Below are 19,911 nucleotides of genomic sequence, written 5' to 3' on the forward strand. Positions count from 1 at the left end.
CGGCCTTTTTCGTGTCTGGCGAACCGGGCGGGGGAAACGGGCGATGACGGGGACGGCGACGGAAGCGGGGCAGGAAAGGCGGCTGGTGCCGCAGCGGCAGGCGAGGGCGGACGGCGCGCGCGTGCAGCAGCGACAGGCGCGCAAGGACAGCTGGACGCTGGAAGAGGAGCGCGACTTCCTGTTGGCTTTGGCGGAATATTGCAATGTCAGCGAGGCGGCGCGGTCGATCGGCAAATGCCGGCAGGGCGCCTATGCGCGGCGCAAGCGCCGGATCGGCTTTGCCCGCGCCTAGGACGCGGCGCTGGAGGAAGGCTATTGCGAGCTGGAGATGATGCTGATGCGTGCGTCGCTGTTCGGCAGCGAGAGCGAGGAAATCGTCATGGATGGCGATGGCGTGGTGAAAAGCCGCAAGGTCAAGCGCGCACCGAACCTGGCCGTCGGGCTGCGGCTGTTGCAGCATCATCGTGCCCGCGTGACGCAGATCCGCGCGGCCAAGGGGCGCAAGCGAAGCGGGCCGGACAGTGCCGATGCCAAGGCGCGGGTGCGCGCGATGCTGGAGGAGATCCGGCGGCGGCGCGCGGCGGCGGGCGAATGACGCGGGCGCGCCATGGGTTTGTGACGGGGCCGACGAAGCGGGCCGCGCGCGGGATGGGCGGTGCGTTAACCCTTTTTTCACCGGAACGGACCCAGCCGTTGCGGCATTCGACCGCCATGACATTGGAAAGCCGGATTTTACAACAGCTTGGCGCAGGGCCGATACGGCAGTTGATGCTGGAGGGCGTGGACGCGGACGAACTGGCGACGACGCTGGGGCATATGGCTGCGCGGCGTCAGATCTGCATCCGGCCCGACCAGATTTCGCTCTACTGGCACCGCCACATGATCCTGTCGCCGATGACGGCATTGGTGCGCAAGGTGACGGCGCGGCCGGTCGCGGCGTGAGGGGGCGGTAGCGGAAGACGGGGGATGCTCTGGTTGGCCTGTGGCCGCCCTTCGGGGCGCGAGGAGGACGGGATGGGGTGGTTTGCGCGCCATGTGTTTCCTATCGTCATCTTCGCGAAGGCGGGGATCCGTCTGCCAGCACGGCACATGGGCTATGGTCGAGAAATGGGTTCCCGCATTCGCGGGAATGACGAAGAGGGGTGGTTAGGCGACAGTCCGCTTCGGGTGAAACTTCGATCTTGACGACATTAAGCCGTCGTGCCTTCTCTGCAGCATGTCGAAAATCTGGACCTATAGCTTGGCACTTGTATTGACGATGACAGCTATATCGACAGCGAGTGCCGAAACCGTCGAAGCCGATAAGTCATGTTTCGACGTCGCTTTGATTGCGACAAGCCCTCGCTATCGGTGGCAGCCGGTGGAGAGCGAGCCTGACGAAATTATTATCAGATCGTCCGTTTCAATTCGGTTCGCAGTCAAACAGGTGATTGTAGGAGCAATCAAGTCCTCTGATATCGAAGTTCGAACATCGCTGCATACTCGGTTCAACCCTGCCATTAAGCAATTTCTACTTTTTCTAAAGTTGGAAAATGGCGGGAAATATTCTTTGCAGGAGATGAATTATCAGCTCGTATATGACCGTAGAGGGAAGCTTGTATGGCCGATAGCATCGCCCCTCGATACATCATATTTAGAAGATGGTTTTACGCCTTCAAACTATGAAACCTTAATGCGGCCAATCCATTACAGGGCGAAGGATGCATGGTGGTTGGTGACACCCCCAGATGGCGATCCTCCATCTGCTGATGAATACAGCTGGGGACAGCTTGATAACAACGGAGTCATTATGGCATCACGAGGCATTAGCGCTGTTGATTTGGTGGCAGCGGCAGCCGGTAAGCGGTGCGGCGCGAACGTCGCACGTTGAGATAGTTGTTAAGCTGGTGCTGGGGAACAGCTGCTATTAGAGTGGGGTAAATCATCAGCGAACGGCTGAAAATGGTCGCTCCCAGACAATCCTGCCCCTTTTAGGGGAGGATGATTTTGGGAGTATTCAAGCAGGCGGTCCGCCCAAAAAGAACCCCCGGCTTGGCGCCGGGGGTCGAGGTTCAGGGAGGATCAGCGGCGCAGAGGGGGACTGCGTGGTGCCGCTGACAGGGGCATGACGAGGGCGGCAATGCTGCGGGGGAATGTTTGGTTTGTAGCCAGCGTGAAACAAGCACGGACATGGGTCGGTATCCCGGACATGCGCCGGGGTGGCTTTACAGTCGTCAAATAGCCGATAAGGTTTGGCCCCATGAAAACATTGATCCTGCTTGCCGCCGCTTCCGCCCTCTCGACGTCCGCCAGCGCGCAGACGCGCGCGCCCGATCCGGCGCGGTTGAAGGCGACGGTCGAGAAGCTGGTGCGTTTCGGCACGCGCCATACGCTGTCTTCGGCGAGCGATCCCAAGCGCGGGATCGGCGCGGCGCGGCGCTGGGGCGCGGCGGAGTTCGAGAAGATTGCCAAGGGCTGTGGCGGGTGCCTGACCGTCGAGACGATCGCGGATCGCTTCACCGGGCCGCGCGCGCCGAACGAGGTCGAGGTGGTGGACGTGCTGGCGATCCAGAAGGGGACGGGGGACCCCAACCAGGTGGTGATCGTCGCCGGGCATATCGACAGCCGGGTGAGCGACGTGATGGACGCCACCAGCGATGCGCCGGGCGCGAATGACAATGCGTCGGGCACGGCTTTGGTGATCGAGGCGGCGCGGGTGCTGGCGGGCGAAAAATTTGACGGGACGATCGTCTATGCGCTGCTGTCGGGCGAGGAGCAGGGGCTGTGGGGCGGCAAGCTGCTGGCGGCCACGGCCAAGGCGCGCGGCTGGCAGGTGCGCGCGATGCTGAACAACGATATCGTCGGCAACACGCTGGGCCAGAATGGCCAGATCGTCGCCGACCGGGTGCGCGTGTTTTCCGAAGGCATCCGCTTTGCCGAGGATGAGAAGGCGGCGCGGACCCGCCGGGCGATTGGCGGGGAGGATGACGGGCCTTCGCGCGCGCTCGCCAAGAAGATCGACGGTATTGCCGAGGCCAATCCGCAGGTCGGGCTGGACGTGTTCGCGGTGCGGCGGCTGGACCGGTTCGGGCGCGGCGGCGACCATTCGCCCTTCCTGGAACTGGGCTTTCCCGCGGTGCGCTTTTCGGTGGGGATCGAAAATTACGATCGGCAGCATCAGGATTTGCGGACCGAAAATGGCCGCGTCTATGGCGATACGGTGAACGCGATGGACTTTCCCTATCTGGCGAAGGTGACGGCGCTCAATGTCGCGGCTTTGCGCGAACTGGCCGATGCGCCGGCCGCGCCCGCCAGCGTATCGCTGGACGGGGCGCTTTCCATGGATACGCGGGTGTTCTGGGACGCGGTGCCGGGCGCTGCGGCCTATAAGGTTTATTGGCGGCGCGCGGACGCGCAGGATTGGACCGACAGCCGCGTCGTGACGGGCGCGACCGAAACGCTGCTCAAGGATGTCGTCGTCGACGATCATTTCATCGGCGTGGCGGCGGTGGCCAGCGACGGGGCGGAAAGCATCGTCACCTTTGGCGGGATGGCGCCGCGGAAATAAGAACAGGGCATGGCCGCCCCATGTGGGGCGGCCGGGACGCGATCAGTCCCTGACGGGTTTCGCGCCCGCCAGCGCCATGGCGTTCGCCGTACCGGTGGCGGGCTTGACCGTGGCCGGGCGGTGAGTGAGTGCGCTGGCAGCGATCATGCCGCCGCCGACGATGGCGGCGATGCCAAGGATCGCGAACAGTGTCGGTCGCTGGGTCGATCGCTGGCCGGAGCTTTCACGGGAAGGGGATTCCATATCTGTCCTTTCTGCTGCGGATGCGTAGGTCAGAATGGCGATTCTGCCTGAGCGTTCCCGCTCGTTTCTGTAAGATTTTGTTGCAGCGCGGTGGCGTGCAGGATGGAGGGGCGCGATGCAGCTTTCGGACCGGGAGTGGCTGGCGCGCGCCGACGCGGCGCAGCAGGGGGCGATGCTCAAGCTGCTGACGCAGGGCGCAGCGGAGCGGATCGCGGCGGACTGGGATTTTCTGGCGCGGCCGGGGCAGCGCGCGCCGGCGGGCGACTGGCGCATCTGGCTGATGATGGCGGGGCGCGGATTCGGCAAGACGCGGGCCGGGGCGGAATGGGTGCGTGGTATTGCGGAGGCAGACCCGGCGGCGCGGATCGCGCTGGTTGGCGCGAGCCTGGGCGAGGCGCGATCCGTGATGGTGGAGGGAGAGAGCGGGCTGCTGGCCATCGCGCCGCACTGGGCGCGGCCGGCCTACGCCCCGGCGCTGCGGCGGCTGACCTGGCCCAATGGCGCGGTGGCGATGCTGTTCGGCGCGGCCGACCCCGAAGGGCTGCGCGGCCCGCAGTTCAGCCATGGCTGGGCCGACGAGATCGCCAAATGGGCGAGCGGGGAAGCGGCCTGGCATAACCTGATGATGGGAATGCGGCTGGGGCGTGACCCGCGCGTGCTGGTCACGACGACGCCAAGGCCGGTGCCGCTGGTGCGCAGCCTCGTGGCGCGGGACGGCGATGATGTGGTGGTGACGCGGGGGCGCACGGCGGACAATGAAGCCAATCTGGCGCCCGGCTTCGTCGCAGCGATGACGGCGGGCTATGGCGGCACGCGGCTGGGGCGGCAGGAGCTGGACGGCGAACTGATCGAGGAGGTGGAGGGCGCGCTGTGGACGCGGGCGCTGATCGAGCAATGCCGGGTGGTGCATGTGCCGGGCGTGCTGACCCGCGTGGTGGTGGCGGTCGATCCGCCCGCGAGCGTTGGCGGCGACGCGTGCGGCATCGTGGTGGCGGGCATGGGCGGAGACGGGCGCGCCTATGTGATCGCCGACGCAAGCGTTTCGGGCGCGCGGCCCGAAGGCTGGGCGCGCGCGGTCGCGGCCGCCGCGATGGTCCATGGCGCCGACCGGGTGGTGGCCGAGGCGAATAATGGCGGCGCGATGGTGGAAAGCGTGCTGCGCGCGGCGGAAAAGACGCTGCCGGTGAAACTGGTCCATGCGAGCCGGGGGAAGGCGGCGCGGGCGGAGCCGGTGGCGGCGCTGTATGAAGCGGGCCGGGTGGCGCATCGCGGGGCTTTCCCGGAGCTGGAGGACGAGATGTGCGGATTGCTGGCGGGCGGCGGCTATGTCGGGCCGGGACGATCGCCCGATCGCGCCGACGCGCTGGTGTGGGCGATGAGTGAGCTTATGCTGGGGAAGATGCGGGAGGCGCGGGTTCGGGGGATGTGAGGGGGTGAGTTGAATGGCGGCTTTGAATCACACTGGATTGGAGGGAAAGGCATTGTCGGGGTAAAGGCGAGCAGGCAGATAGCTGCGCAATATTGCGATCACCATTTCCAAAGGCCGGAGTTGAGCCGCATAGCAGGTCCCGCTCCGACTGTTCGCTGAGGGATGATTCCTTCCTCTACTAGCTTGGCAGTATCCCAAAGGCACACGAAGGCGAGGCGATCGGTTTGCTCATTTGATGTGATCGCCCGTTGAATTTCAGCGCGGCTTAGCCAGCTTTTTCTCTTTACGTCGTACGCGGCAGGCTTCCCGTCGGGAGATTGTCCCCATCCTGCGTGAACAATTTTGTGCCGATCGTCTTGAGAGATCCCGCGAAGCCTTTCAAGTCGCAAGGCTTTGCTGTGAAGGTCCGCGTCTACCTTCTCGGCAGCGGCGATCAGTTTGATCGTTATCTGCTTGAACTGCTGGTTATGGTAATCTTCCCACTCATCGGACGACAGGCGAGCAAGGCCTTTTAGCGCGGCCAATGTCGAAGCCTTGGCACGGGCTTCCAACATCGCGATTTGGCCGATTGCCGCAAGGTCGTCATGTGATAAGCTGATTTGCGGAGGCCCAAACGGGCATTTCTCCCTATCCATATTGTTCTCCTTCGAAACGATGACCATCTGATAACGCGCGAAGTGCAGCGAATCGGTGCATCGTATCTGACCGCCCTTGCGTCCAGTTTTGCGCCTAGCTCATTGAGGCAGGGATGGCGACGATCAGTCGATCTCAGTACCCCCTTCATCATGCTGGGCCTGACCAGGCATCCGGCTTGTTTCTGATTGCCTGGAAAAGCGGAATCTCGGCTCGGGGGCTGGCGCGACGGGAAATACGGGAGCAGCTGCGGTGGTGCGCTGTCCCCCTCATCCAAGTTCGCCTAGCCGCCTTGCGGCAAGGCTTCGTATCCTTCTCCCCCGTGGGGAGAAGGTGCGGAACTGGTGTCTGGGCCTGTCGTTCTTGATCCATGTCTGTTTCAATGGAGCTAGTGCGATGAAGAAGGTTTCGATGCTGGCGGCGATCGTCGGCGTTTGCGTGGTGGCGAGTCCGGTGATGGCGGCGAGCCTTAATAGCAAGGATCGGGCGCGGGTCGCGCGGGCGGCTCCGCGCGATCGGGACGATGTGCGCTATTGCCTGCTCAAGGGCAAGGAAGGGCGCGACAAGGGCACGGTGATCGGCGCGGCCGGTGGTGCCGGCGTCGGCGCTCTGGCGGGCGGCAGCCTGGGCGAAAGCCTGCTGGCGGGCGCGGCGGGTGCCGTGGCTGGCCGAGTGATCGGCAAGAGCGAGGGCACCAATTCGGAATGTGACCGGGTGCTGGCACGTAATCCCTGAATATCGGGTCGGGTGCGCAGGACCCCTCTCCCAGTTTCGGTAAGCGGCGGGGCCGCTAATCTTCACTAGCCCTCTCCCCCCTTGTGGGGAGAGGGTTTTGCTTTTGGAGAGCAATCCATGAAATGGTTCGGGACGAAGGCCGCGCAGGGGGATGCGCGGCCGGTGTTGGCGCGTGCCTGGGGGACGGGCGCGGTGGCGCTGGGGGAGTGGCCCGCCAGTTATGAGGCGCAATTGCGCGCGGGCGTCATGGGCAATCCGGTGGCGCAGCGGGCGATGCGGCTGGTGTCCGAAGGCGCGGGGGCCTGTGCGATCAAGGTGCGGGGGATCGCGGAGGATGCGCGGGTGCGGGCGCTGGTCGGCCGGGCGTCGGCGGGTCAGGGCCTGATCGAGACGCTGGCCTGCCATTTGCTGCTGCACGGCAATGGCTATGTGCAGGTGATGGCGGGCGCGGACGGCATGCCGGCCGAGCTGTTTGCGCTGCGGCCCGAGCGGGTCAGCGTGGAGGCGGATGCGCGCGGATGGCCGGCGGCCTATCTGTATCGCGTGGGCGAAAGCGTGACACGGCTAAGCCCCGAAGACGCGGCCGGGCGGACGAGCGTGCTGCATATGAAGGCGCTGCACCCGCTGGACGATCATTATGGGCTGGGCTGCGTCGGCGCGGCGGCGGGCGCGGTGGCGGTCCACAATGCGGCGAGCGTGTGGAACAAGGCGCTGCTCGACAATGCGGCGCGGCCGAGCGGGGCGATGGTCTATGAGCCGGGCGACGGGTCGGTGCTGAGCCCCGAACAGTTTGAGCGGGTGAAGCGCGAGATGGAGGCGGCCTTTGCCGGCGCGGCCAATGCCGGGCGGCCCATGCTGCTGGAAGGGGGGCTGAGCTGGAAGGCGATGAGCCTGACGCCGGCCGAGATGGACTTCGTGGGATTGAAGGCGGCGGCGGCGCGCGAGATCGCGCTGGCGTTCGGGGTGCCGCCGATGCTGATGGGCCTGCCGGGCGACAATAGCTACGCCAATTATCGCGAGGCCAACAAGGCGTTGTGGCGGCAGGCTATCTTGCCGCTGGTGACGAAGATCGGCGCGGCACTGGCCCAGGGGCTGGCGGGCTGGTGGCCGGGGCTGGAACTGGAGCCGGATCTGGACGCGGTGCCGGCGCTGTCGGACGAGCGTGCGGCGCTGTGGGAGCGGGTGGCGAGCGCGGATTTTCTGAGTGCGGAGGAAAAGAAGGCGATGCTGGGGATGTGATGGCCGATATTTGGCCCAAGCCGGTCTGCAAATGACACCTTTCTGCGCTTCCGGTGCTCACGTGCATTAAGCACGCTGCGTCGAAGCGAGACACGTGGCTCGCTTCGAGGTTCTCGAAATGCATCATTTTCGCCTCGGCCTGAGCCAAATCTCGACCATCTCATGGTCTGGATGCAAAGTTTAGCCAGCGTGGGCGAGGCTGTCGAGGCGGCAGAAGCCGCCGTCCCAGTTCCAGCGGCCGCCCTGAAGCAGGCAGTCGCCCGCGCGGTCGAGGCCGAAATGCCAGCCGGCAAGGCCGAGCGCGGCGATGACGAGAACGATCAGGATTTTGCGGGTGGGGCGCTTCATGGCGCGGGAGATAGGCGCGTTGGGCGCCGATGAAAAGGAGGGGGCGATGAAGGAGGAGATGCTGGCGCGGCTGGTCGCGCAGGCGCAGGGGCAGGTCGCGGACATGGTGACGATCCGCGCGCTGATCGAGGAGGCGAGCGATCTGGGCGCGGGGCGGGCGCTGGAGCGGCTGGGGCTGAGCGATCGGGGCGCGGAGACGGATGTGCGCGAACTGCGCGAATTGCTGTCCGCCTGGCGCGACGCGAAGAAGGCGGCGCGCGGGGCGGTGATCGGCTGGATCGTGCGGATCGGCATGGCGCTGGTGCTGCCGGGGGTGGCGGTGAAGGTTGGGCTGGTCGGGTTGGTGAAGGCATGAGTGGCGAGGCGGTGCTGGCGACTTCTCGACTTCGCTCGAAGCGAACGGAAGGGGGGGCGACAGGCGACCTGCGCTTTGCGGGCTATGCAGCGATCTTCGACCGTGTGGACCGGGGCGGCGATGTCGTGCGGGCGGGGGCGTTTGGCGATGTGGCGGCGGCGGGCGTGCCCCTGCTGTGGCAGCATGGGCCGGCAAGCGTCATCGGCATGGTGGAAAGCGCGCGGGAGGATGCGCGCGGGCTGCGCGTGATCGGCCGCGTGTCGCGCGCGAGCGCGGCCGGGCGCGAGGCGGCGGCGGCGATCGCGCAGGGCGCGGTCGATGGGCTGAGTTTCGGATATCGGGTGAAGACGGCTCGGGGGGCAAGGCCGCGCGAATTGCTGGCGCTGGAACTGGTGGAGGTGAGCGTGGTGACGCACCCGATGCAGGATCTGGCGCGGGTGGTGGCGGTGGAGGGGTGATTTAGGTTGGGCGACCCATATTGACCCAGTCGCGCATGGCATCGACCATCTCGATCGTCGGGTAGGCCTTGATATCGTCTTCTGACGCGCCTTGCGATAATTCTCGTTCCCAATACCATTCCTGAAAGGCTGCATAATTCCCCATGATGCGGGAAGGTCCGACGCGGGCGATGCCGGATTGCCGAATGAGCCATGCGCTTACGATACGAACGGCCGCGATATGATCGCCATTATGTGCGGATATGTCCCAGCCGGAAATATCGGATAGACTTTTCTGATAATCATAACGGCTGTGTTCAAGCACGAGGATTGACTTGGACTGATGATCGGGATCTGCACCAAAGCGGGTGGCATAATCCATGCCCAGTTCGAATGGCATATTCATGCGAGCATATTCGTCAGCCGCAGCCGATTTGCAGCGGCTGAGATCGTGAATGCCATATCTGGACGAATGGATAAGGTGAACAATCCGGTCCAGACGGTGCGTGGCATTGTCGGAATTTTCGGGCGCAAGTCGGGGAATAAAGCCGAGATCGGTAATGCAGAATGCTATTGCCTGAAGGATCGGGGCAAAGTCGTCATCGAAAGGACAATTGACGAAAACCGAGCGATCAAAGGGAATCGCCAAGCTCAGCCCTTTGGCGGATGTGGATCTGAACCGTAGGAGTTGCGTTCGCGAATGCGGCCGTCCCTGCCGTGAATATATAATTCAGTCTTTTGGTTACGTGCAATGAGTGTTGCAGCGGCGATCGCTTCGGCCTGCGTGGCATGGACGCTGGTGGATTTGGCTGATCCAGCCTTTTTGACGCTCCAGCCTCTTTCCGTCGGGACGACGTGCTGACCTTTTCGAGACATGTGAACAACCTCCAGTCCCGAATATAAGCGAAGCGCATTATCAATGCCAGCGGCAAAGACGGTTGCTTTCAGGCGGTCCAATCCGGGCCGCCTTTTTTGTTTTTCAAGCGGGAGAATGTGCATGACGGATCAGTTGGAAGCGAGCCTGGACATGGTGGCGCAGGGGGAGCGGATTGCAGGGTTGGCGCAGGAGGTGGCGGCGCTGAAAGGGGCGTTGCTGAGCGCGCAGCGGCCGGCGCTGGATGGCGTCAAAGGTGGGATGGAGGACCCGGCGCGGGCGGCCTTTGTCGAGCGATATCTGCGCCATGGGCAGGAAGCGGGCGTGGAACTGAAGAGCTTTTCAGGCGCGTCGGGCGCGGCGGGCGGCTATGCGGTGCCGCGCGAGATCGACCAGCTGATCGGATCGACGCTCAAGGGCATGTCGCCGATCCGCGCCATCGCCAATGTGGTCCGCACGGGGAGCGCGGGATACCGCAAGCTGGTGAGTGCCGGCGGCATCGTGTCGGGATGGGCGAGCGAGACGGGCGCGCGGGGCGAGACGGGGACGCCGAGCTTCAACGAGATCGTGCCGCCGGGCGGGGAACTGTTCGCCAACCCGGCGGCATCCCAGGCGATGCTGGACGACGCGCAGTTCGATGTCGAAGGCTGGCTGGCAAGCGAGATTGCCCGCGAGTTCGCGGTGGCCGAGGGCGCGGCCTTTGTGAGCGGCAATGGTACGAACAAGCCCAAGGGCTTCCTGACCTATACGACCACCAACGAGGGCGATGGCGTGCGCGCGTTCGGATCGCTGCAATATGTGGCGTCGGGCGCGGCGGGCGGCTTTGCGGCGAGCAACCCGCAGGACCGGCTGATCGACCTGATCCAGAGCCTGCGCGCGCCATACCGCCAGGGGGCGTGTTTTGTCATGAATTCGGCGACGCTGTCGGTCATCCGCAAGATGAAGACGAGCGATGGCGCGTTTCTGTGGCAGCCGGGCCTGAGCGCCGGGCAGCCGGCGACCCTGCTGGGCTATCCGGTGGTCGAGGCCGAGGATATGCCCGACATTGCCGCGGGCAGCCTGTCCATCGCCTTCGGCAATTTCGCCATGGGTTATGTCATCGCGGAGCGCAGCGAGACAAGCATCCTGCGCGATCCGTTCAGCAACAAGCCGTTCGTCCATTTCTACGCGGTCAAGCGGATCGGCGGCGGCGTGGCCAATAGCGAGGCGATCAAGCTGATGAAGTTCGCCGCGTCGTAAACGGCGAGACGGCAAGCGGATGACTTGGTGGGGGGAGGCATGTGCCTTCCCCCCTTTTTTGTGTCGAGACTGGCAGGGGAGCGGGGCGTGGCGATCACGGGGCTGGAAATGGCAGAGCTGGTGCGCGAGCTGTGCCATGACGAGGGGACAGGACCGCTGGCGCTGAGCGGGGCGGCGGCGGGATATAGGCGCTTTGCCGACGCAGTGGGGGCGGGCGCGGCCTTTCCCTATGTCATTGTGGGCGCAGGCGACGCGCCGCAATGGGAGGCGGGCCGCGGTTTGCTGGACGAGGGCGGGCGGCTGGTGCGGACGCCGTTGGCCTCTTCGGCGGGCGGCGCGGCGGTGGATTTCGGACCGGGTGAAAAGCGCGTGACGCTGACCCCACATGCCGGCTGGATCGCGGCGGTCGAAGATCATGGTCATGCCATGGCCGAAATTGCCGGGCTGGCCGAAGCGCTGGCGAACATGGAGCAGCTGGGCGCTACGGTGGATGCGGCCGCCCGGGCGATCGATGGATTGAGCGGGGCGCTGGCGGGCAAGCAGGCGGCGAGCGGGCAGCTGGATGCCATCGCGGCGCTATCGACCACGGCGTTCGGGCGGTCGCTACTGGAACAGGGCGATGCGGGGAGCGTGCGCGCACGCATCGGCGCGCTGGGCGCGAGCGGCGTGCAGCGCATGGGTGACGCCGAGTTGCACATCAATACGATGACGGGCGAGGCCTATCCCACCGAAGGCTGGATGGGGCGGGTCAGCGTGCTGGGGCCGGCGGTGTCCGTGGTGATGGATGGCGGCCAGGGCAGTTTTCGCGTGGTCGGCACCGGCGCGCTGGCGAACAACCGGCTTTATCGCGCCAATGGCACGCTGGCGGCGCGGGCCGATATTGTAAGCGGCGACGTCATTGGCGACTATAATGTGTGGGGGCAGATTGGCGGCGATTTCGTCGAACTGTCGCGGGTGCGCACCACCTATGTCGGCGCGGCGCCCGCCACCAATAATCTGGCGTCGCGGATGAATTTCTATATCGGGCGGACCGGATCATCGGCGATGCAGGAAACGCTGCGGCTGGAGCATCAGGCGATCACCGCATTCGGCGCGGTCGCGCCATCGGCTGACAATGGCTTTGCGCTGGGAAGCGGGGCGGCGCGATGGTCAGCCATTTACGCTGCGAGCGGGACGATCAGCACATCGGACGCGCGGGTGAAGCAGGACCTGGCGGATATTGACGAGGCGTTGATCGACGCTTGGGAGGCGGTGGACTGGCAGCAATATCGCTTTGGCGACGCGGTGGCGGCCAAGGGCGACGCTGCGCGCACGCATATAGGGCTGGTGGCGCAGGAAGTGCGCGATGCGATCGACGCGCGGCTGGGCACAGGCGCGGCGGTGCGGCTGGGGCTGTTGTGCCACGACCGCTGGGACGCGCGGGACGCGGAAACAGACGATGATGGCGAGGTGACGCCGGCGCGCGCGGCGGGCGACCGCTGGGGGCTGCGCTATGAGGAGTGTCTGGCGCTGGAGGCGGCCTCGCAGCGACGGCGTATCGCGCGGCTGGAGGCGCGGATCGCGGCGCTGGAGACGAGCGCATGATGCAGGGCGAGGCGCTGGGGGCGCAGCCGATCGGGGATGGCGGCGCGGATCGGCCCGGATGGAGCGGGCCATGGGGCATGGGCGTGCGGCCGGGGCTGGGCGTGCGGGTCGACGCGCGCGCGCCGGCGATCCGGGTCGCGGCGAGGATGGGGAGCAAGATCAGATGAGCCTGTTGTTGAAGGACCCGCAGGCGCGGGTCGACCATGCGATCGACTGGTCCGCCTATCTGGCCGGGCAGAGTTTGATCGCCAGTGACTGGACGGTCGAGCCGGAGGAAGCCGGCGGGATGGTCGTCGAGGAAAGCGCGTTCGAGGCGCAGCGCAGCAGCGCGCGGGTGGCCGGCGGGCGGGCGGGCCAGGTCTATCGGCTGACCAATCGCGTGACCCTGTCCGATGGGCAGGCGGATGAGCGGTCGGTGACGATGCGGGTGGAGGAACGCTGATGCTGGCGCAGCAGGAGAGCGGGGCACTGGCGGCGCCACTGGCGGAATTAAAGGCCTATCTGCGGATCGCGCATGACGACGAGGACGCCGTGCTGGCCGGGCTGCTGCGCGGGGCGAGCGCGCTGTGCGAGCAATTTGTCGGCCAATGGCTGATCGCACGCGATGCGCGCGAGACGGTGGGGGGCGGCGGCGGGTGGCAGCGGCTGTCGGCGCGGCCGGTGCTGGCGGTGAGCCAGGTGCGGGCGGTCGAGGCGGACGGGACCAGCGCGGCGCTGCCGGTCGAGGCCTATGCCATCGACATCGACGCGGCGGGCGACGGATGGGTGCGATCGACGCGGCCGGGCGACGGGCGCGTGCTGGCGATCGACTATCGCGCGGGCATGGCGGCGGAGATGAACGGCCTGCCCGAAGCGCTGCGGCAGGGGATCATCCGGCTGGCGGCGGACCATTATCTTGCGCGCGGCAGCGAGGATGCGGCGCCGCCCGCGGTGGTGAGCGCGCTGTGGCGGCCCTATCGGCGGATGCGGCTGGCATGAGGGGGCTGGCATGAGGGCGGGGCTGGAACGGCGCGTGGCGGCGCGGGCGGCGACGGTGCGGGCGCGGATCGCGGCGCGGATCAGGGCGGAAGGCGTGGCGGCGCGGGTGGAGGGCGAGACGGTCGAACTGTCCGCGCCGGGGCTGCGCGCGCGCTGGTGGCGCGACCTGGCGCTGCGGGAGGCGGGGCGAGGGAGGAACGGGCAATGAGCGCGGAAGTAGCGATACGGGTGGCGGTGATCGCGGCGCTGCGGGAGGATGCGGCGATGATGGCGGTGGCGCAGGGCGTGCATGATGGCGAGCCGGGGCGGGCGGCGGCCCCTTATGCGCATGTGGGCGAATGCCTGGGTTCAGACTGGGGCGGCAAGGATGTCGAGGGGCGCGAATTGCGGCTGACCATCGGGCTGACCGTGGCGGAGGAGGTGCCGGGGCGGCTGGCGGGGATGATGGCGCGGGTCGAACCGGCGCTGGGCGCGGCGGCCGGGCGCGATGGCTGGCGGATCGTGAGCGCGCGGCTGCTGCGGTCGCGCGTCGCGCGGACGGGAGGCGGCGCGGGCGCGGGGTGGCGGGCGGTGATGGATTATCGGCTGCGCGTGGTGCGAGCGGGGTGAGTAGGAGGCGGGCGATAGGTGACACCCATCCCACAGCACCGCGTGCTGCCACCTCCCCTTAAGAGGGCAGGATGACGGGGCATAGGGGGTGGATGGGCGCTCCCCAACTCAGCCGGGTTGGCTGTTTTCCTCATATTCGCTGGTGATCTTGTCGACATATTCGGCGATCTGGTCGTCGGCGTCGGCGCTGGCTTCCGCGTCGGACATGCCGTCCGCCTTGTCCTGCGCGATGATGGCGGCGCGGAAGGCGGATTGCTGGGTGGCGCAGGTCTGTTTGATCATCGACACAAAGTCGCCGAGCGGCATTTTCTTGTCGAGCGCGGGCTGCATCTGGGCGCTGAGGCATTTTGAAAAGTCGCGGCGTCCCGTGCCGACAGGATCGGCGGATGGGGCGGCGGCGAGCATCATCATGAACGAAGCGGCAACAATCATCGGGACCTCTCCTTGAAACCCTGAGCCATTGTTGTGACGGGTCGGCCAGACACCGCCCAATCTATCTGTTTTTCCGCGATTTTCCGGGCCGAAGCAGCGGGCTTCGATCCTGGGCGTCGCTTGTCGGGAGAATGCGCCATGGGCGTCGAAAAGGGAAGTGCGTTTCTGCTGAAGGTGGGCGACGGCAATGTGCCGGCAACATATGCGACGGTGGCGGGCATGCGCACCACGCAATTGTCCGTGAATGGCGAGGCGGTGAACATCACCAGCAAGGATTCGGGCGGCTGGCGCGAATTGCTGTCGGGCGCGGGCGTGCGGTCGGTCAGCGTGTCGGCGGCCGGGCTGTTCACCGGGTCGGACGCGGAGGTGCGCGTGCGCAATCATGCGCTGGGCGGCACGATCGAGGATTATGAGCTGAGTTTCGAGAGCGGCGAGCGGATGCGCGGGCGGTTCCTGGTCACGCGGCTGGACTATGCCGGCGACTATAATGGCGAGCGCAACTATGCGCTGAGCCTGGAAAGCTCCGGCGCGGTGGTAAGCCTGTGAGTGGTGGCGCCAACCCGGAGCGTGGGGAAACGGCGCTGGTCGTGGGCGGCGAACATCTGGCGCTGCGGCCGAGCTTTGCCGCGCTGGTGGAAGCCGAGCAGGAATTGGGGCCGCTGTTCGATCTGGTCGAGCGGGCGGCCGACGGGAAATTGTCGCTGGGCGATTTGGTGGCGTTGCTGTGGCACTGCCTGGTCGATCGCGATGCATTGAGCCGCGAGGCGCTGGGCGAGGCGGTGCTGGCGCTGGGCCTGGCCAGGGTGACGCCAGTGCTGCGCGCGGTGCTGCAACAGATATTGGCGGGGAAATGACGCGCTTTGCCGACGGGGCCGGGCGGCTGGCGGGATTGGCCGGCTGGCTGCTGGGATGGCGGCCGGACGAGTTCTGGCGCGCGACCCCGGCCGAACTGGTGAGCGTGCTGAAGGCGGCGAAGGGCGAGGAGGCGGATGGCGCGGCCGGCGTGGATGGCGCGGAACTGGCGCGGCTGATGGGCGCGATGCCGGATCAGGCGCGGACTGTGCGCTGAGCGGTTGCCCTTCGGGTCGCGGGAATGACGGAGACAGTTAGTCAGGAGTGGCCGACATGGACGAGGATGTCGAGACGTTGGTGGTGCGGGTGCGGGCCGATACGCAAGGGCTGGGCCGCGATGTCGAGGCGATGCGAGCGAGCCTGGAAGGGCCGCTGGCGAGCGGGGCGGAGCGGGCGGGACTGCGCATCGAGCAGGGGCTGCTGCGCGCGGTGCGGACGGGGAAATTCGGCTTTGAGGATCTGAAGCGGCTGGCGCTGAGCACGCTGGACCAGATTGCCGCGAGCAGCCTGCGATCGGCGCTGGGGAGCGGAGGGTCAAGCGGTGGCGGGCTGGTGGGCCTGGGCGCGAACCTGCTGACGTCGGTGTTGGGGTTGCCGGGGCGGGCGACGGGCGGACCGGTGGCGCCGGGGCGGGCCTATATGGTCGGCGAGCGCGGGCCGGAAATGTTCGTGCCCACGACGAGCGGTCAGGTGATCGCCCATGGCGGCGGCGGGCGCGACGTGCGGGTGAGCATCGCGGTCAATGGGCGTGGCCGGGAGAGCGAGCCGCGATTGCTGGCGCGCAGCGCGCGGCAGGTGGCGCGCGCGGTCAGGGGGGCGCTGGAGCAATGAGCATGGGATATTGGCTGGCGGACGCGCGGGAAGGGCAGGAGGCGGGGTTCCTCAAGCGCTTCGCGGCGACCCATTGGACGGTGAACTTTCCCCGGCCGATGATGGCAAGCGTGGTTACGATTGCCCCAGACGCCGCTGCGACAGGCTCGGGACCGGGCCTGCGGGTGGATACGGTTTTCTATGGGTCGGGGGATCTGGCGGGCCTCATCTGGGAGGCGGAGGACAGATGGAGCCATCCGCTGCTGGCGTATGAGACGGATCGGGACTTTCGGCACTGCACCCTGTCCTTTCGCTGGCGCAGTGGCGGGCTCCGGCGGCTGGATGAAACGCATGGGCCGACGCTGACGATCGAGGGGCGCGATGCGGCGGGCAAACCGCGCGCCTGGTATGTGCGCTTGTGGAATTATGCGAGCGGCGGGCCGGAAGATGCTGTCATCCGGCTGGATTTTGCAGCGTTGGTGGCGGGATATGACATGCCGGAGGAGGCGGACCCGGTATGGGCGGGCGATGTCGACCGGATGTTCATTTCGCTGGTGCCGCCCGGCTATGACGAAGGGGATACGCCTTTCCCGCAGGCGCAGGAAGGCTGGGCCGAGCTGAGCGCCATCGCGTGCGAGGGCGCGGGATCGGTGCTGGCGGTGGGTGACGTCATGCTGCCCGAACATGGGCTGAGCATGGCGACGGGCTATGACGATTGTTTCAACCAGACGCCCGAGCGGGTGGTCGCGGCGATCCATGCGCTGGGCTATCGCGGGGCGATCAACCATTATGTCGGCATGAGCCATTATTTCCGGCTCGAACGGTTGGGCAGCGACCTGTATGTGAGCCTGGCGGGTGGGGCGCTGAATGCGCCCTGCGCGGCATGGCACCGGGATTTTGCGATGCGGGCCAAGGCGCTGGGGTTCGGCGTCATCTGGTCGCTATCCTATGAATTGTTCAACGCCCATTGCTGGAACGACTGGAAGCAGCGGGCGGACAATGGCGACCCGGCGCTGACCGGATGGGAGCCGCCATCGACATTATTGTCGCCCGCCCATGGCGGGGCGATGGCCTATTTGCAGGCGATAGCGACGGCCTTTGTTTCCATCGGCTTGGATGCGGACTTGCCGATCCTGTTTCAGGTGGGCGAGCCATGGTGGTGGGTGATGCCGGGCGACGGGCGCATCTGCCTGTATGATGATGCCGCGCGGGCGGCGTTGGGCGGCGCGCCGGTGTCGATACCGAGTGTGTGGGGCGAACTGGACGCAGCGCAATGCGCGCTGCTGGATGCAGCGGGCGCTTTGCTGGCGGCGTCGACGGCGGCACTGTGCGAGGCGGTGAAGGCGGCTGCGCCGGGCGCGGTGACGCATCTGCTGGCCTATCTGCCCACCATATTGGACCCGCGCGCGCCGGAAGCGAAGCGCGCGAACATGCCGGTCGGATGGGCCGCCCCGGCGTTCGATGTGCTGCAACTGGAAGATTATGACTGGGTGACGGAGGGGCGGCCCAACCTGACCGCGCGCGGGATCGCTTTGGCGACCGCGCGGCTGGGCTATCCGGTCGAAGAGCAGCATTATCTGGCCGGCTTCGTCCTGTTGCCCGAACAATCCGGGCAATGGCGGGCGATCATGGCGGCGGCGCACGCGTCGCTCGCGCGCGGGACGGCGGCGACCTTTATCTGGGCGCTGCCGCAGGTGTGCCGCGACGGCTTTACCTGTTTCAGCATAGAAGGGGAGGATGCGGTGCAAGCCTTTGACGATATACGCTTTCCGCTGGCGATCGGGCGCGAGGCGAGCCTGAGCCCCGCCTTTTCCACGCAGATTGTCGAAAGCCCGTCGGGGCATGAGCGGCGGTCGAGCGATTGGGCCGATGCGCGGCTGTCCTATGATGCCGGGCCGGGCGTGCGATCGGATGCGGACATAATGGTGCTGATCGACTTTTTCCGGGCGCGGCGGGGGGCGGCGCGGGGCTTTCGCTTTACCGACCCCTATGATGACCGCAGCGGTCCGGCGGGCGCGGCGCCGTCGCCGATCGATCAGCGGCTGGGCGTGGGCGATGGCGTGCGGTCGCAATTCCCACTGATGCGCCATTATGGCGCGGGCGAGGAGGCGCAGGTGCGGCGGATCACCCGGCCTGTTGCGGGCAGCATCCGCGTCGCGGCAGACGGGGTCGAGATGATCGACGGCTGGAGCCATGAAGGGCTGGGCGTGATTGCGTTCGACGAGGCGCCGGGGGCGGGGGTGGTGCTGACTGCCGGTTACCGGTTCGATGTGCCAGTGCGTTTTGCCGAGGATCGGCTGGAGATCAGCCGCGCGACCTTTGCCGCGGGCGAAGCGGTGTCGGTGCCGCTGGTGGAGATACGCGAATGAGCGGCGGGCTGGATCAGACGCTGTGCACGCTGGCCTTTTGCTGGCGGATCGCGCGGCGCGACGGGGTGACGATCGGGCTGACCAGCCATGACCGCGACCTGGAGATTGGAGGGCTGTTCTATCGCGCAGCGCCCGGCATGACGCCGGCGGCGGTGCGCAGCGGCATCACGCTGGATGGCGAAGACAGCGATGTGGCGGGCGCCTTGTCGAGCGAGGCGATCAGCGAGGCGGACCTGATGGCGGGGCGCTGGGACGGTGCGGCGCTGGAGCTGCGGGTGACGCAATGGGAAGCGCCGGGCGCGCTGTGGCTGCTGCTGGCGCGGGGCGAGATGGGTGCGGTGTCGCGCAAGGGGCAGGAATTTTCCGCCGAACTGGTGGGCGCTGCGGCGCTATTGAGCGCGCCGGTGGCCCCGAGCACATCGCCCGACTGCCGGGCGCGGCTGGGCGACCGGGCATGCCGGGTCGATATGGCAGGGCGGCGGCGGATCGTGGCGGTGGACGGCGTGGAGGGAGCGGAGGTCGCCGTCGCCGGGCTGGTGGCGGGGGCCTATGCCTTTGGCGCGCTGCGATGGATGACGGGGCGTAACGCGGGGCTGACGCAGGCCGTGCTGGATAATGATGCGTCCGGCTTGACGCTGGCGGACGCGCCCGCCTTTGCGGTGGAGGTGGGGACGCTGGCGCAGCTGACCGAAGGCTGTGACCGGCAGGCCGCGACCTGTGGCGGGCGCTTTGGCAATATCGCCAATTTCCGGGGGGAGCCGTTCCTGCCGGGCATGGACCTTCTGACCCGCTATCCCGGCGCATGAGCGGGGAGGAGCGCGCGGCGGAGGTCGTCGCGGCGGCGCGGGCGCTGGTGGGCGTGCCGTTCCGGCTGCATGGGCGCGATCGGGACGGGCTGGATTGCGTCGGCGTGGCGGCGCTGGCGCTGGGGCGGGCCGCGCCGCGCGGCTACGGATTGCGCAGCGGAGACACGGCCAAGGCGGCGGATTGGCTGAAGGCGGCGGGTCTGAGGCCGGTGGTGGAGGGCGGAGCGGGCGACCTGACGCTGGTGCGGCCGGGGCCGTTGCAGCTGCATCTGATGGTCGGGACCGGCGCGGGCTTCGTCCACGCCCACGCCGGATTGCGGCGCGTGGTGGAAATGCCGGGGGAATCGCCCTGGCCGATCATCGGCTGGTGGCGGGGATGAAGGAGGGGCGAG

General features: G+C 66.9%; 30 protein-coding genes. 24 read left to right on the forward strand and 6 right to left on the reverse strand.

Features of this window, described 5'->3' with window-relative positions:
• The first annotated feature begins 43 nt into the window (after positions 1–43).
• From SKA58_RS20255 to SKA58_RS04655, 5 genes are all read left to right on the forward strand, one after another.
• Positions 44–292 (forward strand): hypothetical protein, encoded by a 249-nt coding sequence (locus SKA58_RS20255; RefSeq protein ID WP_009821202.1) that lies wholly within the window; start codon positions 44–46, stop codon positions 290–292.
• 36 nt (positions 293–328) lie between these two features.
• Positions 329–595, forward strand: coding sequence for a hypothetical protein (locus SKA58_RS20260; RefSeq protein ID WP_009821203.1), 267 nt, complete (start codon positions 329–331; stop codon positions 593–595).
• A complete protein-coding gene (locus SKA58_RS04645) occupies positions 592–942 on the forward strand; it encodes a hypothetical protein (RefSeq protein WP_037542128.1) in 351 nt (116 codons plus the stop codon). The genes SKA58_RS20260 and SKA58_RS04645 overlap by 4 nt, the downstream gene beginning before the upstream one ends.
• A 274-nt stretch (positions 943–1,216) precedes the next feature.
• Positions 1,217–1,870 carry a hypothetical protein gene (locus SKA58_RS19800; RefSeq protein ID WP_232209364.1) on the forward strand — a complete coding sequence of 218 codons (654 nt, stop codon included), beginning with the start codon at positions 1,217–1,219 and terminating at the stop codon, positions 1,868–1,870.
• A gap of 369 nt (positions 1,871–2,239) precedes the next feature.
• Complete coding sequence (locus tag SKA58_RS04655) at positions 2,240–3,547, forward strand: M28 family peptidase (protein ID WP_009821205.1); 1,308 nt, start codon at positions 2,240–2,242, stop codon at positions 3,545–3,547.
• Positions 3,548–3,589: 42 nt separating this feature from the next.
• Here the strand turns inward: SKA58_RS04655 and SKA58_RS04660 are convergent, their stop codons facing one another.
• Complete coding sequence (locus SKA58_RS04660; RefSeq protein WP_009821206.1) at positions 3,590–3,790, reverse strand: hypothetical protein; 201 nt, start codon at positions 3,788–3,790, stop codon at positions 3,590–3,592.
• Between the two features lie 115 nt (positions 3,791–3,905).
• Between SKA58_RS04660 and SKA58_RS04665 the strand changes: the two genes are divergently transcribed.
• Positions 3,906–5,219 (forward strand): DNA-packaging protein, encoded by a 1,314-nt coding sequence (locus tag SKA58_RS04665; protein WP_009821207.1) that lies wholly within the window; start codon positions 3,906–3,908, stop codon positions 5,217–5,219.
• 98 nt (positions 5,220–5,317) lie between these two features.
• On the opposite strand, the gene SKA58_RS04670 is transcribed toward SKA58_RS04665, so the two are convergent.
• Positions 5,318–5,881, reverse strand: a complete 564-nt coding sequence (locus SKA58_RS04670) for a hypothetical protein (RefSeq protein WP_009821208.1) — start codon at positions 5,879–5,881, stop codon at positions 5,318–5,320.
• Positions 5,882–6,248: 367 nt separating this feature from the next.
• Here SKA58_RS04670 and SKA58_RS04675 point away from each other — a divergent pair, with 367 nt between their 5' ends.
• Positions 6,249–6,587, forward strand: a complete 339-nt coding sequence (locus SKA58_RS04675; protein ID WP_009821209.1) for a hypothetical protein — start codon at positions 6,249–6,251, stop codon at positions 6,585–6,587.
• Between the two features lie 117 nt (positions 6,588–6,704).
• On the forward strand, positions 6,705–7,826 hold the full coding sequence (locus SKA58_RS04680; protein ID WP_009821210.1) for a phage portal protein: 1,122 nt from the start codon (positions 6,705–6,707) through the stop codon (positions 7,824–7,826).
• A 180-nt stretch (positions 7,827–8,006) separates the two neighbouring features.
• On the opposite strand, the gene SKA58_RS20010 is transcribed toward SKA58_RS04680, so the two are convergent.
• A complete protein-coding gene (locus SKA58_RS20010; RefSeq protein ID WP_009821211.1) occupies positions 8,007–8,174 on the reverse strand; it encodes a hypothetical protein in 168 nt (55 codons plus the stop codon).
• Positions 8,175–8,220: 46 nt separating this feature from the next.
• On the opposite strand from SKA58_RS20010, the gene SKA58_RS04685 reads away from it, so the two are divergent.
• Positions 8,221–8,529: a DUF6127 family protein gene (locus SKA58_RS04685; RefSeq protein ID WP_037542592.1), complete on the forward strand. Its 309-nt coding sequence runs from the start codon at positions 8,221–8,223 to the stop codon at positions 8,527–8,529.
• On the forward strand, positions 8,526–8,987 hold the full coding sequence (locus SKA58_RS04690) for an HK97 family phage prohead protease (protein WP_009821213.1): 462 nt from the start codon (positions 8,526–8,528) through the stop codon (positions 8,985–8,987). The genes SKA58_RS04685 and SKA58_RS04690 overlap by 4 nt, the downstream gene beginning before the upstream one ends.
• Position 8,988: 1 nt before the next feature.
• Here the strand turns inward: SKA58_RS04690 and SKA58_RS04695 are convergent, their stop codons facing one another.
• Together SKA58_RS04695 and SKA58_RS20265 are read right to left on the reverse strand one after the other, a co-directional pair.
• Positions 8,989–9,615: a hypothetical protein gene (locus tag SKA58_RS04695; protein ID WP_009821214.1), complete on the reverse strand. Its 627-nt coding sequence runs from the start codon at positions 9,613–9,615 to the stop codon at positions 8,989–8,991.
• 2 nt (positions 9,616–9,617) lie between these two features.
• Entirely contained in the window at positions 9,618–9,965 is a 348-nt protein-coding gene (locus SKA58_RS20265; protein ID WP_232209365.1) for a DUF2188 domain-containing protein, read from the reverse strand.
• Here SKA58_RS20265 and SKA58_RS04700 point away from each other — a divergent pair.
• The 7 genes from SKA58_RS04700 to gp17 are packed head-to-tail and all read left to right on the forward strand — an operon-like array spanning position 9,964 to position 14,250.
• Positions 9,964–11,079, forward strand: a complete 1,116-nt coding sequence (locus tag SKA58_RS04700) for a phage major capsid protein (RefSeq protein ID WP_009821216.1) — start codon at positions 9,964–9,966, stop codon at positions 11,077–11,079. The genes SKA58_RS20265 and SKA58_RS04700 overlap by 2 nt on opposite strands.
• 60 nt (positions 11,080–11,139) lie before the next feature.
• Positions 11,140–12,663 (forward strand): tail fiber domain-containing protein, encoded by a 1,524-nt coding sequence (locus SKA58_RS19105; RefSeq protein WP_232209366.1) that lies wholly within the window; start codon positions 11,140–11,142, stop codon positions 12,661–12,663.
• A complete protein-coding gene (locus SKA58_RS19805) occupies positions 12,660–12,830 on the forward strand; it encodes a hypothetical protein (RefSeq protein ID WP_009821218.1) in 171 nt (56 codons plus the stop codon). The genes SKA58_RS19105 and SKA58_RS19805 overlap by 4 nt, the downstream gene beginning before the upstream one ends.
• Complete coding sequence (locus tag SKA58_RS04710; RefSeq protein WP_009821219.1) at positions 12,827–13,105, forward strand: phage fiber-tail adaptor protein; 279 nt, start codon at positions 12,827–12,829, stop codon at positions 13,103–13,105. The genes SKA58_RS19805 and SKA58_RS04710 overlap by 4 nt, the downstream gene beginning before the upstream one ends.
• Positions 13,105–13,641: a head-tail connector protein gene (locus SKA58_RS04715; RefSeq protein WP_009821220.1), complete on the forward strand. Its 537-nt coding sequence runs from the start codon at positions 13,105–13,107 to the stop codon at positions 13,639–13,641. The genes SKA58_RS04710 and SKA58_RS04715 overlap by 1 nt, the downstream gene beginning before the upstream one ends.
• Positions 13,642–13,651: 10 nt before the next feature.
• Complete coding sequence (locus SKA58_RS04720; RefSeq protein ID WP_009821221.1) at positions 13,652–13,849, forward strand: hypothetical protein; 198 nt, start codon at positions 13,652–13,654, stop codon at positions 13,847–13,849.
• Positions 13,846–14,250: a tail completion protein gp17 gene (gp17, locus tag SKA58_RS04725; protein WP_009821222.1), complete on the forward strand. Its 405-nt coding sequence runs from the start codon at positions 13,846–13,848 to the stop codon at positions 14,248–14,250. Before SKA58_RS04720 ends, gp17 begins: the two co-directional genes overlap by 4 nt.
• Positions 14,251–14,358: 108 nt before the next feature.
• Here gp17 and SKA58_RS04730 read toward each other — a convergent pair whose 3' ends face one another.
• A complete protein-coding gene (locus SKA58_RS04730) occupies positions 14,359–14,682 on the reverse strand; it encodes a hypothetical protein (RefSeq protein WP_009821223.1) in 324 nt (107 codons plus the stop codon).
• 138 nt (positions 14,683–14,820) lie between these two features.
• On the opposite strand from SKA58_RS04730, the gene SKA58_RS04735 reads away from it, so the two are divergent.
• From SKA58_RS04735 to SKA58_RS04765, 7 genes are read left to right on the forward strand one after another with little or no spacing between them, the layout of a single operon-like run.
• Positions 14,821–15,228 (forward strand): phage tail tube protein, encoded by a 408-nt coding sequence (locus tag SKA58_RS04735; RefSeq protein ID WP_009821224.1) that lies wholly within the window; start codon positions 14,821–14,823, stop codon positions 15,226–15,228.
• Entirely contained in the window at positions 15,225–15,536 is a 312-nt protein-coding gene (locus SKA58_RS04740; RefSeq protein ID WP_009821225.1) for a gene transfer agent family protein, read from the forward strand. Before SKA58_RS04735 ends, SKA58_RS04740 begins: the two co-directional genes overlap by 4 nt.
• Positions 15,533–15,751 (forward strand): phage tail assembly chaperone, encoded by a 219-nt coding sequence (locus SKA58_RS04745; protein ID WP_009821226.1) that lies wholly within the window; start codon positions 15,533–15,535, stop codon positions 15,749–15,751. Before SKA58_RS04740 ends, SKA58_RS04745 begins: the two co-directional genes overlap by 4 nt.
• A 56-nt stretch (positions 15,752–15,807) precedes the next feature.
• Entirely contained in the window at positions 15,808–16,365 is a 558-nt protein-coding gene (locus SKA58_RS04750) for a hypothetical protein (RefSeq protein ID WP_009821227.1), read from the forward strand.
• A 2-nt stretch (positions 16,366–16,367) separates the two neighbouring features.
• On the forward strand, positions 16,368–18,713 hold the full coding sequence (locus SKA58_RS04755) for a DUF2460 domain-containing protein (protein WP_037542133.1): 2,346 nt from the start codon (positions 16,368–16,370) through the stop codon (positions 18,711–18,713).
• Positions 18,710–19,519 (forward strand): DUF2163 domain-containing protein, encoded by an 810-nt coding sequence (locus SKA58_RS04760; protein ID WP_009821229.1) that lies wholly within the window; start codon positions 18,710–18,712, stop codon positions 19,517–19,519. The genes SKA58_RS04755 and SKA58_RS04760 overlap by 4 nt, the downstream gene beginning before the upstream one ends.
• Positions 19,516–19,899, forward strand: coding sequence for a hypothetical protein (locus tag SKA58_RS04765; protein WP_009821230.1), 384 nt, complete (start codon positions 19,516–19,518; stop codon positions 19,897–19,899). The genes SKA58_RS04760 and SKA58_RS04765 overlap by 4 nt, the downstream gene beginning before the upstream one ends.
• The last annotated feature ends 12 nt before the right edge of the window (positions 19,900–19,911 follow it).

It is taken from the genome of Sphingomonas sp. SKA58 (genome assembly GCF_000153545.1).
In the GTDB taxonomy this organism is placed as follows: Bacteria; Pseudomonadota; Alphaproteobacteria; order Sphingomonadales; family Sphingomonadaceae; genus Sphingobium; species Sphingobium soli.